Below are 14,367 nucleotides of genomic sequence, written 5' to 3'. Positions count from 1 at the left end.
CACCGCTCCGGCGAGACCGAGGACACCACCATCGCCGACCTGGCCGTCGCCACCAACGCAGGCCAGATCAAGACCGGTGCCCCCGCGCGTTCCGACCGCGTGGCGAAGTACAACCAGCTCCTCCGCATCGAGGACTCCCTGGCAGGCTCTGCCGACTACGCCGGCCTCTCCGCGTTCTACAACGTTCGCTAGTCCCTGGGCCTCCGGGCGCGGGCTTTCGGGGCGGGCGCCCGACGCGGTCCTGTGGATTCGCGGTCGGGCGCCCGCCCTTTTCCCTCCCCTCGCATCGCAGGGGTGGCCATTCGCCTACAGTTTGTCTTGACTAACAGTATTGGAGGCCGACATGGGTATCGCCGACGTCGTCATAGTGCTTGCTGTCATCGCTCTCCTGGGGCTCTGCGTGCGCTCCTTCCTCAAGGGAGGCTCCGAGTGCTCGAGCTGCGCCTCGGGGTCGAGCTGCAGCGCGCATGCCACGGGAGAGGGGAGCTGCTCCGCCGCCCAGGACATGCTCGCGCACGCCAGCGCCGCGCTGGGCTCCGCCGACCGGGCGACAGAGGGCAAGTAGCGCCTGCCGCGCCGCGCCCCGCTCCGTCGGGCCGTCCGCCCACGGTCGTCTGGGCCCCTCTCGCCTTGTGCGAAACAGAGGAGTAACCTCTGTGTGCGAACGTCTGAATGGCATGACTCGCGACCGTCGGGGCCGACGCGTGCGCGACCCAACGGACCTGCAAGGAGGAGCCCATGAGCGGCGACAGGAACATCGACTTCGTCCTGAGGACGGTGGAGAAGCGCGACGTCCGCTTCATCAGGCTCTGGTTCACCGACGTGCTGGGCAACCTCAAGTCGTTCTCGATCTCGTCCGAGGACCTCGAGGAGGCCTTCGAGGAGGGGGTCGGCTTCGATGGCTCCTCCGTGGCCGGCTTCGTGTCACAGGACGAGTCGGACATGCTCGCCTTCCCTGACGCCACCACCTTCCAGGTGCTCCCCTGGCGGCCCGAGAAGTGCGGCGTCGCCCGCATGTTCTGTGACATCCGTACGCCCAGCCGCGAGCTCTTCGAGGGGGACACCCGCTCGGTGCTGACCCGCGTCTTCACCGCCGCGGACGAGAAGGGCTACGTCATGAACGTGGGTCCCAAGCTCGAGTACTTCTACTTCGACCAGGAGAAGGCCCCCACGCCCGTGCCCCTCGACCATGCGGGCTACTTCGACCTGACCTCGTCCGACTCCGCTATGGACCTCAGGCGCGAGACCACCCTGAGCCTCGAGCACATGTCCATCCCGGTGACCTACTCCTACCACAGCAGCGCCCCCTCCCAGAACGGGATCGAGCTGCGCTACTCCGAGGCCGTCACCTGCGCGGACAACATCATGACGTCGCGCCTTGTCATCAGGCAGCTGGCCCACGAGCACGGCATGATGGCCTCCTTCATGCCCAAGCCCTTCACGGGGGCGTCGGGCTCTGGCATGTTCCTCTACCAGTCGCTCTTCGACCACGACGGCAACAACCTCTTCTGGGCCCCCAAGACCGAGCACCCCGCGCACCTCTCGCCCCTGGCCCAGCACTACGTGGCGGGACTCCTCAAGTACGCCCCAGAGTTCATGCTGGTCACCAATCCCACCGTGAACTCCTACAAGCGCCTCGTCTCCAACGGCGAGGTTCCCGTGTACGCCACCTGGGGCCGCAAGAACCGCTCCGCGCTGGTGCGCATACCCACCCACAAGCCGGGCAAGCACCAGGCCACCAGGGTCGAGCTCCGCAACCCCGACCCCACGGCCAACCCCTACCTGGCCCTCGCGGTCTCGCTCGCGGCAGGCATCCGCGGCATCGATGAGGGGCTCGAACTTCCCGAGGAGTCCTTCTCGGGCTTCGAGCGCCTCGACGACGGCGAGCTGGCGAGCAGGGGCTTCCGTCGCCTGCCTAGAAACCTCGGCGACGCCATAAAGCGCTTCGACAGGAGCGAGCTCATGCGAGAGACCCTGGGAGACCACATCTGCGACTACCTCGTGGCGCAGAAGTGGCGCGAGTGGGACGAGTACAGCGCCACGGTCACCGAGTGGGAGCGCAAGAGCTACTACGCGGGCCTGTAGGCGGGGCTGGGGCTCGGGTGGCCTCGTCCCGACGCCGTCTGGGATGGCGTGAGGGGATGGTGGCGATGGGCTCGCCGCCGTCCTCTCCCTTTCGTCCTCTCGACCTGGCTTTGTTTCGTCAAATTAAAACATTGCACCCACTGTTATGCAAATTTTGGAATTAACCCCTTCAAAATTCGTTGCATAAACTATACTTCCACCAAAACGCGCCCCAACTGGGACGCGGGCGGCGGGACGGAGTCTGGCACAGACCCGTCCCGCGCGACGTTCTTAGAGGGAGTGGTGGTCATGGGGGACGGCAGGCGCACGACGCGGCTCAAGGGCCTGGGGGTGACGCTTGTCCTCGCGGTGCTCCTGGCCTGTGGCCTGGGGCTCGCGGGCTGCTCGGGCTCGACCTCCTCCGCCGGCGACGCGGCGGAAGACCTGGGCCTGGTGACCCCCGGCAAGCTGAGCGTGGTCTCGGACCTCGCCAACCCGCCCTTCGACTACATAGAGGAGGGGACCACCAACCCCGCGGGCTTCGAGGTGGAGCTCATGCAGGCGCTCGCGCAGAAGCTCGGCCTCGAGTGCGAGTTCCTGCCCGCCCAGAAGTTCGACTCCATCATTCCCATGATCAAGCAGGGCGGCAAGGCGGACGTGGGCGCATCGAACTTCACGATCACCGACGAGCGCCTGGAAGAGATCGACTTCACCGACGCCTACATCGACTCCAACCAGGGGGTCGTCACCTCCGCCGCCCTCGCGGGTCCCGTCGAGGCGGACTACTCCTCCGCGCTCGACCAGGCTGGCGCGACCGTGGCCGTCCAGGCGGGCACCACCGGCGAGGCGTGGGCGCGCGAGAACCTGCCCAACGCCAACGTCGTCGCCCTCGACGACCCCATCGCCGCCCTCACCGGCGTGCAGAGCGGGCGCTACCAGGCGGTGGTGGCAGACCTGCCCGTCATGCAGTACGAGGTGCTCAACTCCTATACCCAGCTCAAGGTCGCGCTGCAGGTTCCCACGGGCGAGCAGTACGGCATCGTGGTGAGCAAGGACAACCCCAGGCTCACGGCCGCGCTCGACGAGGCGCTGGCGGAGGCGCGCGCGGACGGCACCCTGGACGCCCTGGAGCAGAAGTGGTTCGGCTCGAGCGAGGGCTCCTCTGCCACGGCCGCGACGACGCAGGGGGACGCGACCGCAGGTTCGTCCTCCGCCAACGCAGCGGACGCCGGCAGCGTCGCGGTCGAGAAGGCCACGGCACGGCCCAACGAGAACGGTGGGTCTGGCGTCATTGGTGGCATGAACACACGTCTGACCTGGGAGGGGACCGTCCATGTCGCCGCGGGTGTCTCGTCGGTCACCCTGACCCTTCCCGAGGGCTCGACCTTCGACGGCTCCAGCACCCGCGTGACGGTGCTCGACGGCCTTGACCGCGTGAGCGTGGACGCCACCGCCAAGCCGTCCGGCACGAGCCTCGAGGTCGACTTCGCGACCCCCATCCCCGACGGCTCCCTGCTCAGGCTCGAGGTCACCGACATGCAGTTTCCTGCCGCGGGCGGGGACTACTCCGTGGGCGGGTCGTACGCCACGGCGGGCGGTGCCACCGGCAGCCTCGCCGACTCGCCCTCCATCTCCATCATCAAGAACACGCCGGTCCAGGCCGTCGTCAACTGGTTGGACGGCCAAGCGTGGGTCGGGGCGTGGAACTCCGTGCCCTTCCTCAACATGTTCTTCAAGCCGCAGCTCCTGGTGACCTCGTTCGTCTCGCTCTTCCAGGGCTGGCTCGTGTGCCTCGCCCTCGTGGTGGTCGCCTATCCCTTCGCCATCCTCCTGGGCCTGGCCTTCGCGCTGATGAAGATCTCGAAGCACCGCGTCCTGCGCGCCATCGCGATCGTCTACATCAACATCCTGCGCGGCACCCCGCTCTTCCTGCAGATCTACATCATGTTCTTCGGCCTGCCCATGCTGGGGATCAACATCGACAACAACGTCCTGGGCGTCATCGTCATCGCCATCAACTCCTCCGCCTACCAGGCCGAGATCTTCCGTGCTGGCATCCAGTCCATCCCCCAGGGGCAGTACGAGGCCTCCGCGTCGCTGGGCATGACGGACATGCAGACCATGCTCTGGATCATCCTGCCCCAGACCGTGCGCCGCGTGATCCCCACCATCACCAGCGACTTCATCACCTCCTACAAGGACACGTCGCTGCTCTCGTCCGTGGGCGTCATGGAGCTCATGATGTTCTCGAAGAACCTCACCACGGTGTCGGGCAACATCACCCCCTACATCGCCGCTGCGGTCTACTACCTCATCGTGACCCTGCCGCTCACCAAGGCGGTGGGCGTGGTGGAGAGGCGTCTCTACGACGCCGAGCACGGGGCCGGGCCCCGTCCCAAGGAACCAGGCGAGGCCACGGGCGAGAAGGCCTCGGAGGCCCCTGCCGGCGGCGCCCCCGAGCCGCGTGCCTCGATGGTCGAGTCGCTTGCCGCCCCCTTCCGATCGCACGTTCGCACCGACGGAGGTGTCGCAGATGCTCTTTAGGAAGAAGAACCAGGCAGTGCCCGAGGCGGCGGAGGTCCCGCCCGCGATGGACGCCGACGAGGCGGCGCGCGTCGCCATCGCGCAGGACCGCGCCCTCTCGCGCCACCACTTCGTGGAGGGCGAGCATCCCGTGGTGCGCATCGAGCACCTCAACAAGACCTTCACCGACACCCCGGTGCTGCGCGACGTCAACCTCAACGTCTGGAACGGCGAGATCGTCGTGGTGCTGGGCCCCTCGGGCTCAGGAAAGTCCACCATGCTGCGCTGCATCAACCTGCTCGAGACCCCCACGGCGGGCCACATCCTCATCGACGACCACGAGATCACGGGGTCGAGCAAGACCGACACCACCAAGCTCAGGCGCGACCTGGGCATGGTCTTCCAGGGCTTCAACCTCTTCCCGCACCTCACGGCCAAGGAGAACGTGATGATCGGGCAGACCAAGGTCCTGGGGAGGTCAAAGGAGGAGGCCGAGCGCGAGGCCCTGCTGCAGCTCGAGGCCGTCGGCCTCGCCGACCGCGCAGACTTCAAGCCGCCCCAGCTCTCGGGTGGCCAGCAGCAGCGCGTGGCCATAGCACGCGCCGTGGCCATGCACCCCAAGGTGCTCCTCTTCGACGAGCCCACCTCCGCCCTCGACCCCGAGCTCGTCCGCGGCGTCCTTGCCGTCATGCGCGACCTCGCGCTCAACAGCGGCATGACCATGGTCGTGGTCACGCACGAGATGGGCTTCGCCCGCGACGTCGCCGACCGCGTGGTCTTCATGGAAGGCGGCGTGGTGGTGGAGCAGGGCCTTCCCGAGGAGGTCTTCGACCACCCCAAGACCGAGCGCACACGGGAGTTCCTGGGCTCGATAGGCTAGGCCAGGCACCCCTCGCAAGAAACGGGTCGTTACCAGGTGGGGCCCTTGCCAAGGGGTGGCGGGGCCCCGATTTATGCTAGTCTTCTAAAAAGTGTTTCGCGCACCGGTGGCTTGTCCCGGTCGTTCGTGGTACGTCTGGGGGCGTTCATGCACCACAAGAACATACTGCTCCTCGCAAGGACCTTGCGCTTCATCGAGCGCATGCGCGAGCTCAAGCACGCGCTGGACGTCTCGATCCTTCCCACCACGCCCGAGACCTTCTCGCAGGCGATCTCGTCTGGGCACGACTTCGACCTGGTCATCCTCGACATGGACGGCCTGAGCCAGGACACGCTCGCCGCGGTGGACTCCTACGTGTCGGACAACGGCTTCATCCCCACGCTGAGCATCCAGGACGAGTCCAAGCTCTCGAGCCTGCGCATGCCCGCGCAGGGGAGAAACGACTTCATCCTTGCCAGCGCCGGCGAGGCGGAGTTCGAGGTCCGCTGCGCCCTGCTTCTGTGGCCGGGCGAGGAGAGTGCCCCCGCGGACATCGTCACCGTGGACAACATGGCAATCAACCTGGCCACCTACCAGGTGTACATCGACGAGGAGCCCGTGGACCTCACGCTGATGGAGTACTCGCTCCTCTCGTTCCTCGCTACGCACCCCTCGCGCGCCTACTCGCGCGAGACCCTGCTGCATCGCGTCTGGGGCTTCGAGTACTGTGGCGGCACCCGCACGGTGGACGTGCACATCCGACGCGTCCGCTCCAAGGTGGGCCCCCAGGTCGCTGCCCACATCGTCACCGTGCGTGGCGTGGGCTACCTCTTCAAGCTCTAGGGCTGAGGCTGCGGGCTTGCGAGCTGCGGCGGCGTCGCGAGGCAGATTACGGCCGTTCTCGCCTAGGTTTTTCAGATAGCCAAAAGTGATGTTTCCCTTGCATGTGAGCTCTTGGTGCCTCGCGTTGCGCGCGCGGCCGACGGGTAGATTGAGGGCTATGACACGCCGTCCCGTGGGTGCCCTCGCACCTTTGGAGAAAAGAGGCAGACATGGCCACGTTTGACGAGAACCGCCCTCCCGTGCCCGGCGCTCCCGCGCAGCCCGACGACCAGACCCAGGTCGCTGCGACCCAGGTGCACGCGCAGGCGGCGCACGCGCAGGAGCCCTTCGGCAGCGTTCCGCCGTCCGGGGTCGGCCAGGCGCCGGCGAAGGGACCCCGCAGGGGAGGGGTCGCAAAGGGAGCCGTCTTCGGCGCCGTCGGCGGCGTGCTGGGCGCTGCAGCCCTGGTCTTCGCGCTCAAGGCAGGAGGCGTCATCGGCGGCACGCAGATAATCAAGACCACCGACAGCTCCGCCGGGCAGACCGTCAACATCACCGCGAGCGACCAGGACGTGAGCGTCGCCCAGGCGGTCGCCGCCAAGGCGCTCCCCTCCGTCGTCTCGGTCAACGTCACGACCTCCGAGGGCTCCGGCATCGGCTCCGGCGTCATCCTGGACGCCGACGGCAACATCATCACCAACTACCACGTCATTGATGGCGCCACCGCGATCTCGGTCAGCTACGGCGGGAAGAGCTATGACGCCAGCGTGGTGGGCAGCGACTCCTCCAGCGACCTCGCCGTGATCAAGGTCGACTGGGCGGGCACCGAGGTGACCCCCGTCGAGGTGGACGACTCCAGCAAGCTCGTAGTGGGCGACTGGGTCATGTCCATCGGCAGCCCCTTCGGCCTCGACCAGTCCGTCTCGGCCGGCATCGTGAGCTCGCTCTCGCGCAACCAGCTCATGCAGTCGTCCTCGGGCAACACCCTCTACACCAACCTGATCCAGACTGACGCGGCCATCAACCCCGGCAACTCCGGTGGCGCCCTCGTCGACTCCCAGGGCAAGCTGGTGGGCATCTGCACGCTCTACTCCTCGAGCACCGAGTCGTCCGCGAGCGTGGGCTTCGCCATCCCGTCCAACTACGCGGTTGCCGTCGCCAACAAGATCATCGCGGGCCAGACCGTGACGCACGCCTACATCGGGCTCTCAATGCAGACCGTGAACTCCCAGAACGCCACCATGAACAACCTGGCGGTCAACCAGGGTGCCTACGTGAGCGAGGTCACGAGCGGCAGCCCCGCCGACACGGCCGGCATCCAGAAGGGCGACATCATCACCGCCGTCAACGGTGAGTCCATCATCTCTGCCGACGGCATGATCCTCAACATCCGCTCGCACGAGATCGGCGAGACGGTTGCCGTCACCTTCATGCGCGGCGCCAGCGAGCAGACGGTCAACGTGACCCTGGGCTCCGACGAGGCCCTGCAGGAGCAGCAGAAGGGCAGCGGCAGCGACCAGGGCAATTCCGGGTCCGACTCCGGAAACGGCATTTCGACCAACGACCTGTACCGGTACCTGGAGGAGCTGTATAACCAGCGCAACCAGCAGAATGACCCGTTCGGCAACCGTGGCGGCGGCTACAGGCAGACCCAACAGGACGGCAGCCAGTCGTAGCCACGCTCGTGACGCACGTCCTCGGGGGGCTCGGCGGCGACGCCGGGCCCCTTCCTTCTGTGGCCGTCCTATGGTCGAGTCCGCTACCCCATGATTACATATGCCCCCAGGGGGTATAGTGACGTCGATGGAACATACCCTCAAGGGGTATTGAGGAGGAAGCGATGGCAGAGGAGAGGGACGTGGACTCGTGGCATGCCTGCGACGCCAGCATGAAGGCGACGCCTCGCGACGAGAGGCTCAAGCGCGACCTCGAATGTCGGATCAACCGGGCGATCGGCCAGTTGGGTGGCATCAAGAGCATGGTGGAGGAGGACCGCTACTGCGGCGACGTCCTCACCCAGCTCGCCGCCGTCGAGTCCGCCGTCAAGGCTATCTCGCGCGAGGTCATGCGCGACCATCTTCAGACCTGCGTGGTCGAACGCATCCAGGCGGGGGACACCGAGGTGACCGACGAGGTCATGCGGCTCTTCAAGAAGTTCATGTGATCGCTCCCGCGGACACGGGAAGAGGGGAGGCCCTGCCGATGGCAGAGACCGCTACATATGCCAAGGATGGCACTGCGCAGAGCGGTGCCGTGCGCGAGACCTTCGATGTCACGGGCATGACCTGCGCTGCCTGTTCGGCCAGGGTCCAAAGGGCTGCGTCGGGCGTTTCCGGCGTCGCCTCCGCCAACGTCAACCTGCTCAAGAACTCGATGGAGCTCGAATATGACGGGTCGGCTGCCACCGTGAGCGCGGTGCAGGCCGCCATCAGGAAGGCGGGCTACGGTGCCACGCCGCGCCGAACCCATGCGGAGGGCGCGGACGCGGACGGGACGCACCTCTCGCCCGAGGCGGCGGGACTCGTGGACCCGCAGAGGGCGGCACAGCGCGCCATAGACGAGAAGCGAGGCCAGCTCGTCGTCTCGTTCGCCTTCTCCGTGCCCCTCTTCTACCTGGCCATGGGTCCCATGTTCGGCTGGCCCGAACTGCCCGCGCTTGCGGGCATGCAGGGCATGATGGCCTCCGCGCTCACGCAACTGCTGCTCTGCATCCCCATCCTGTTCGTCAACCGTCACTACTTCGTCATGGGCTTCAGGACGCTCGCACACCTCTCGCCCAACATGGACTCGCTCATCGCCATCGGCTCGGCGTCGTCCTTCGCCTACAGCCTGGTGCGCCTGTACCGCATGGCGCTCGCCCTGGGGGTGGGCGACGCAGGACTCGCGCACGCTGCCTTCCATGGGCTGTACTTCGACTCGGCAGGCATGATCTTGACCCTCATCACCCTGGGAAAGTTCTTCGAGGCCCGCGCGAAGGGCCGCACCACCAGCGCCATCAGCGCGCTCATGAACCTCGCTCCCAAGACCGCGACCGTCGTGCGCGACGGCGTCGAGCGGGAGGTGGCTACCTCCGAGCTGCGCGTGGGAGACCGCGTCGTGGTGAGGGCCGGAGAGTCCGTGCCGGTGGACGGCGTGGTCGCGGAGGGTGCCGCCTCCGTGGACGAGTCTGCCATCACGGGCGAGCCCCTTCCCGTCGAGAAGGGCGTGGGCGACCGGCTGACGGGCGCCACCGTGTCCAGGCGGGGGTGGCTGGCCATGGACGTGACCGCCGTGGGCGAGGACACGGCCCTCGCGCGGATCATCCGCCTCGTGGACGAGGCGACCAGCACCAAGGCTCCCATCGAGAGGCAGGCGGACCGCATCGCCGGCGTCTTCGTGCCCGTCGTCATCGCCATCGCGCTGGCCACGCTGGTGGCCTGGCTCGCGTTCCTCTCGCCTGGCGACTTTGCCGGCGCCTTCACGCACGCCGTCTCGGTCCTGGTGATCAGCTGCCCCTGCGCGCTGGGGCTGGCCACGCCGACGGCCATCATGGTGGGCACCGAGCGCGGGGCGGCCAACGGCATCATGATAAAGAGTGCCGAGGCCCTCGAGGGCGCCTGCAGGCTGGACACCGTGGTGCTGGACAAGACCGGCACCGTCACCGAGGGCGCTCCCCGCGTGACCGACGTGGTGATGGCCGAGGGCGTCGAGGAGGACGAGCTCGTGGGGCTCGCCGCCGCGCTCGAGCGCAAGAGCGAGCACCCCCTGGCCGAGGCCGTCTGCGCCTATGCCGACGGGCGTGACGTGGCCAGCGAGGCAGAGGTCGAGGGCTTCGAGCAGGTCGCGGGTGGCGGCCTTGCGGGCACGGTGGCAGGCTATGCCGTGCTGGCCGGCAACGCGCGCCTCATGGCGCAGCGCGGCGTGGACGTCTCTGGGCTCACGCGTGCGGCGGACGACATGGCGGCACGGGGGCGCACGCCGCTCTTCTTTGCCGCCGACGGGAGCGCCCTGGGCCTCATGGGCGTGGCCGACGTGGTCAAGCCCAGCTCCGCCGAGGCCGTGGCCCGCCTGCGCCAGATGGGCGTGCGCACCATCATGCTCACCGGCGACCAGGCCGCGACGGCGCAGGTGGTCGCCGACCAGGTGGGCGTGGACGAGGTGGTGGCGGGGGTCCTTCCCGACCAGAAGGAGGAGAAGGTCCGCGAGCTCCAGGAGGCAGGCGCCAGGGTGGCCATGGTGGGAGACGGCATCAACGACGCGCCGGCCCTGGCCCGGGCGGACGTCGGGATCGCCATCGGTGCCGGGACCGACGTGGCCATAAGCTCGGCGGACATCGTGCTGATGCGCTCCGACCCGGCAGACGTCGCCACGGCGATTGAGCTCTCGCGCGCCACGATGCGCAACATCCGCCAGAACCTGTTCTGGGCCCTGTTCTACAACGCCATCTGCATTCCGGTGGCCATGGGCGTGCTGGCCCCGTGGGGCGTCACGCTCAATCCCATGATCGGGGCGGCCGCCATGGGCTTCTCGTCCGTGTTCGTGGTGAGCAACGCGCTCAGACTCTTCGGCTGGAGGCCCAGCCGGGCGGCGCAGGGCGGTGGCGCGGGCGTGCGTGACGCCGGAGTGGGTGGCGCGGGCGTGCGTTCCGCCGGAGTGCGTTCCACCGGAGTGGGTGGCGCCGTGGCGAAGGGCGTCGAACTGCGCAGGACCGAGACGCGCGGCGGAACCAAGCAAGTCGATGTAAGCAGGAAGGCTCTCGAGGGAGCCGACGAAGGGAGAGAAGACATGACCGAGAAGACCCTGAACGTCGAGGGGATGATGTGCCAGCACTGCGTGGCCCATGTGACCGAGGCCCTGGAGGGCGTCAAGGGCGTCAAGAACGTCCGCGTCTCGCTGGAGGACGGCACGGCCAAGGTGGATGCCGGGCTGCTCGTCAAGGACGAGGCTCTCGAGCAAGCTGTGGTGGATGCCGGCTACAAGGTGACCTCCATCGCGTAGGAGGGACCGCCGAGGATGGCGCCTAGGCTGAGGCGCCTGGCGCACATGGTGCGGGGGCTCGCTCCGGCGGACCCCCGCACTTTCTGTCTTGCGGGCGTGGACTTGTAGTTGTGCGACGTCACCTCTCGTTCTCTATGCCTTTCTCTGAAATCACCAGCACAAAACCCCAGTTGAGAGGTACGGCAGTTCAGAGAGTTGCATAGAGAAGCGTGGCTGGGGGGCTACGGCGTACTCGTGGTTGGGGGCGTGCTGGCGACCGGGGGCAGCTTGTGCCGCGGGCGAGGGGCGCTGTCGATGAAGAGACAGCTCCCCGTCCCCACGGCCGCTATTCCGCCCTGCGCACCCTCAGCCGCAACAAGAAGGCAAGGGCGACGATTGCCACGGTCGTCGAGGCGGCAAACAGCACCGACTGGGCCCCAAGCCTGTCCGCGAGCAGCGGCGCGAGGAGCAGCGGCACGATGCCCGAGCTCATGATGCCCATTCGAATGACGTTGCTCACCCGCCCCAACTGCCCGATCTCGCAGCGTTCCTGGACGAGCGTGTGCTCGACGGGAACGGAAAGGCCGTTGCCCACGCCCAGGACAAGCTGTCCCAGCACGGCGCACCATGGCTTCCTGGTTCCGACATAGAGCATGGCACCCAGGCCCTCGACGAGGAGGGTGGTGGCCAGGAGCCTGAGGCTCACCTGGCGACGTGGGATGCGCAACAGCGCGAGCGACCCCAGCGTGCAGCCCACGCCAGCCACCATGGAGAGCCAGCCCATCCAGGACGCGTCGAGTCTCAGCACGTCACGGTAGTAGACGGACTCGAGGGCATCGAAGGCCCCAAAGGCAAAGAAGCCAAAGAAGCACATCGCAAGGATGAGGCGAAGGTCGCGGGAGGAGAGCGTCACGCGAAGCCCCTCCCCGAATTCGCGCAGGGTGGCCTTCGGCAGCGGGCCATCGTCCCTCTCGCCTGCCTGCCGTGCTCCGGGCAGCTCCTTGCATGCGACGGCGTAGGTCAGCGCAGCCCCGAGCGATGCCGCCATGAACGCGAAGACGCCGCTGGTCGATGACGCCGCAGAGATGGTCCCTCCGATGGCGGGCCCCACCACGACGGAGACGCTCGTCGCGGTGTCAATGAGCCCGTTCAACTGCTTGAGGCGCTCGCCCTCCTGCGTGAGGTAGGGGGCGAAGCTCGACAGCGTCCCACTCGAGACACTCCACGCGAGGCCAAAGAGGCAGGAGGACATCATGAGCATGAGGGGAGAGAGGGGAACGGCCCACGCAAACGACGCCAGGCAGATCCCGCCGGCGAGCGAGGCCAGCAGGACCTGCCGCGGCCCTCTGCGGTCGATCAGTATGCCAGCGGCGATGCTGCCGAGGAACGTCGCCGCGTTGTACGCAAGGGTGAGAAGGGAGACCAGGTCGGTCCCCGCGCCAAGCGCATAGGTCGCATAGCCGATGATGCCTATGAAATAGGATGACTGGAAGGCGGTCACGAGAAAGAAGGATGCGAGCACGAGGGCGCGCTCGGATGGGCTGCACGCCCTGAGCGACTTGACGAGATGCATGGGTGGTCTCCTGGGTGACGTCTGCAAATGCCCATCGCCGCTGGCCCATGGGCCTCGCGTGCGGTGGCGATGCATATGAGGGATGCGGACAAGAGTGGACAGGCTGGCTGCCACGGCACGCCCTAATGGGCGAAGCGCTCCTTGATCCCAGCAGACATACGACATTCTCCCAGACGGAGTGGGCCATCAAGAGTCGACGACGGCCCCTTGCTCGTGCAACAACACGCGGGCAACTATAGCACAGCCCCGCCCGGCTCCACTACTTGGGCGGGGCGGGGCATGCTCTGCGCGCTTATCGCATCCTGTTAGAGATTTATGAGTATCGAGTCACCAAGGTGCAGGAGCCCATTGAGGTTCACCGTCAGCCGTCCCAGCTGCTGAACGGGGACGCCAGGCAGCGTGCTGATATCAAATCCGCAGCTCACGAGCGCTGTGAGAGTAGAGAGGGCCCCAAGTCCCACGAAGCCCAGGCCGGAAGAGAGCAACTCCTTGGGCCATCGAGGGGCGTGGAGCCTCGTGCGGGGTCGCGATGCCGCCGTATCACCCTGCCCGCCTCGCCTGAAGAGGCCGACGATCCGAAGGCCAAGCAGACGGATGGTCTCCACGAGGGCTTGCGTCGCCCAGGCGACCAGGGGAAGCAGGAGCAGCGCCGTGCCCGTGGAGAGCATCCCCACGCCAAGGACGAAGAGCCCGGAGAAGGGCACGCCTGCGTGGAGGGACGAGAAGAACGTCACGACGCTCGCGACCCCCAGAAAGATCCCGCAGCCAAAGAAGAGCCACGCGCAGAGCAGGAGGGAGAAGAGCGTGACGTATGCCGACGCGACTATCATCAGGAACGCGATGACGAACATCCCCCAGACGGGGAGCGTCAGGATTGCCAGCACGAGGTTGACCAACGCGAAGCGCGTGGCAAAGCGACGGACGAGGTGGGGGACGGGAGCCGTCTCGCTGGCTGCCGCCTGGGCACAGGTGACGGGCGACCCCATGCACGCGGTGGCTTCCTGCTCGGAGAGCCCGTCGTCCATGCGCTCGTCGATGGCGTCGGCGTAGTACTCCCTTGCCGCACGGACCTCGTCTGCCGAGAGCCGACGTTTTGTCAGCTCGCCTTCGAGCGCGTCGAGGAATGCCCCTTTGTTCATTGCTCCGCTCCCTTCTGGATGAAGTCCATGAGTCGGTCGATGGCGTCGCGCTCGGCGACGAATTCCCGTAGCTGGAGGCGCCCCTGCTCGGTGATGGAGTAGTACTTGCGCAGGCGACCGTTATGCTCGCTGCGATACTCCGTGAGGGCGCCCTGCTTCTCCAAGCGACGGAGCACGGGATAGAGCGTCGACTCCGAAAGCTCCAGCGATGGCGGAGCATCCCTCACGATCTGGTATCCGTAGGAGTCCTGTGCGGCGAGGATGGCAAGAACGCACGCATCGAGGAACCCACGCTTGAATTGCGAGTCCAACTTCCCTCCTCTCTCTAACTGTGTTTTACATCATACTATGTAAAGCACAGTATGATGTAAAGAGGAAAAGAGGCCGACTCCACAGGAGGGGAGGGCGACGTGTGCGATGCGTGCGGGACG

11 protein-coding genes and 1 pseudogene are annotated in these 14,367 nt (G+C 66.9%); 9 read left to right on the top strand and 3 right to left on the bottom strand.

Annotation, left to right across the window (positions count from 1 at the left end; genetic code table 11):
• The 9 genes and pseudogenes from eno to Q5923_RS07020 all read left to right on the top strand — a co-directional run.
• Positions 1-192: pseudogene (gene eno / locus Q5923_RS07060) on the top strand (phosphopyruvate hydratase); the annotation flags it as partial.
• Between the two features lie 151 nt (positions 193-343).
• Entirely contained in the window at positions 344-565 is a 222-nt protein-coding gene (locus Q5923_RS07055) for a FeoB-associated Cys-rich membrane protein (protein WP_303133090.1), read from the top strand.
• Between the two features lie 173 nt (positions 566-738).
• Positions 739-2,085 carry a glutamine synthetase family protein gene (locus Q5923_RS07050; protein ID WP_009277918.1) on the top strand — a complete coding sequence of 449 codons (1,347 nt, stop codon included), beginning with the start codon at positions 739-741 and terminating at the stop codon, positions 2,083-2,085.
• Positions 2,086-2,373: 288 nt separating this feature from the next.
• A complete protein-coding gene (locus Q5923_RS07045; protein ID WP_303133087.1) occupies positions 2,374-4,608 on the top strand; it encodes an ABC transporter permease subunit in 2,235 nt (744 codons plus the stop codon).
• Positions 4,598-5,467 (top strand): amino acid ABC transporter ATP-binding protein, encoded by an 870-nt coding sequence (locus Q5923_RS07040; RefSeq protein ID WP_009277916.1) that lies wholly within the window; start codon positions 4,598-4,600, stop codon positions 5,465-5,467. The genes Q5923_RS07045 and Q5923_RS07040 overlap by 11 nt, the downstream gene beginning before the upstream one ends.
• Before the next feature lie 147 nt (positions 5,468-5,614).
• Positions 5,615-6,289, top strand: coding sequence for a winged-helix domain-containing protein (locus tag Q5923_RS07035; RefSeq protein ID WP_303133085.1), 675 nt, complete (start codon positions 5,615-5,617; stop codon positions 6,287-6,289).
• A gap of 209 nt (positions 6,290-6,498) precedes the next feature.
• Positions 6,499-7,944 (top strand): S1C family serine protease, encoded by a 1,446-nt coding sequence (locus Q5923_RS07030; protein WP_303133083.1) that lies wholly within the window; start codon positions 6,499-6,501, stop codon positions 7,942-7,944.
• Positions 7,945-8,108: 164 nt separating this feature from the next.
• Complete coding sequence (locus Q5923_RS07025; protein WP_303133081.1) at positions 8,109-8,432, top strand: metal-sensing transcriptional repressor; 324 nt, start codon at positions 8,109-8,111, stop codon at positions 8,430-8,432.
• A 38-nt stretch (positions 8,433-8,470) separates the two neighbouring features.
• Positions 8,471-11,245 (top strand): heavy metal translocating P-type ATPase, encoded by a 2,775-nt coding sequence (locus Q5923_RS07020; protein ID WP_303133079.1) that lies wholly within the window; start codon positions 8,471-8,473, stop codon positions 11,243-11,245.
• A gap of 325 nt (positions 11,246-11,570) precedes the next feature.
• Here the strand turns inward: Q5923_RS07020 and Q5923_RS07015 are convergent, their stop codons facing one another.
• The 3 genes from Q5923_RS07015 to Q5923_RS07005 form a co-directional block, all read right to left on the bottom strand.
• Positions 11,571-12,797 carry an MFS transporter gene (locus tag Q5923_RS07015; RefSeq protein WP_303133078.1) on the bottom strand — a complete coding sequence of 409 codons (1,227 nt, stop codon included), beginning with the start codon at positions 12,795-12,797 and terminating at the stop codon, positions 11,571-11,573.
• A gap of 305 nt (positions 12,798-13,102) precedes the next feature.
• Entirely contained in the window at positions 13,103-13,936 is an 834-nt protein-coding gene (locus Q5923_RS07010; protein ID WP_303133076.1) for a DUF1700 domain-containing protein, read from the bottom strand.
• Complete coding sequence (locus Q5923_RS07005; RefSeq protein WP_009277909.1) at positions 13,933-14,247, bottom strand: PadR family transcriptional regulator; 315 nt, start codon at positions 14,245-14,247, stop codon at positions 13,933-13,935. The genes Q5923_RS07010 and Q5923_RS07005 overlap by 4 nt, the downstream gene beginning before the upstream one ends.
• Positions 14,248-14,367 lie beyond the last annotated feature (120 nt).

This window comes from uncultured Olsenella sp., from assembly GCF_959602185.1.
Taxonomy (GTDB): Bacteria; Actinomycetota; Coriobacteriia; order Coriobacteriales; family Atopobiaceae; genus Olsenella_I; species Olsenella_I phocaeensis.
This window is presented reverse-complemented; position numbering and strand designations above follow the sequence as displayed.

Coding starts and splice junctions, on each gene's coding strand:
- Q5923_RS07055 (WP_303133090.1), top strand. CDS start 344: ATGGGTATCGCCGACGTCGTCATAGTGCTTGCTGTCATCGCTCTCCTG.
- Q5923_RS07015 (WP_303133078.1), bottom strand. CDS start 12,797: ATGCATCTCGTCAAGTCGCTCAGGGCGTGCAGCCCATCCGAGCGCGCC.
- Q5923_RS07010 (WP_303133076.1), bottom strand. CDS start 13,936: ATGAACAAAGGGGCATTCCTCGACGCGCTCGAAGGCGAGCTGACAAAA.
- Q5923_RS07050 (WP_009277918.1), top strand. CDS start 739: ATGAGCGGCGACAGGAACATCGACTTCGTCCTGAGGACGGTGGAGAAG.
- Q5923_RS07040 (WP_009277916.1), top strand. CDS start 4,598: ATGCTCTTTAGGAAGAAGAACCAGGCAGTGCCCGAGGCGGCGGAGGTC.
- Q5923_RS07020 (WP_303133079.1), top strand. CDS start 8,471: ATGGCAGAGACCGCTACATATGCCAAGGATGGCACTGCGCAGAGCGGT.
- Q5923_RS07035 (WP_303133085.1), top strand. CDS start 5,615: ATGCACCACAAGAACATACTGCTCCTCGCAAGGACCTTGCGCTTCATC.
- Q5923_RS07045 (WP_303133087.1), top strand. CDS start 2,374: ATGGGGGACGGCAGGCGCACGACGCGGCTCAAGGGCCTGGGGGTGACG.
- Q5923_RS07030 (WP_303133083.1), top strand. CDS start 6,499: ATGGCCACGTTTGACGAGAACCGCCCTCCCGTGCCCGGCGCTCCCGCG.
- Q5923_RS07025 (WP_303133081.1), top strand. CDS start 8,109: ATGGCAGAGGAGAGGGACGTGGACTCGTGGCATGCCTGCGACGCCAGC.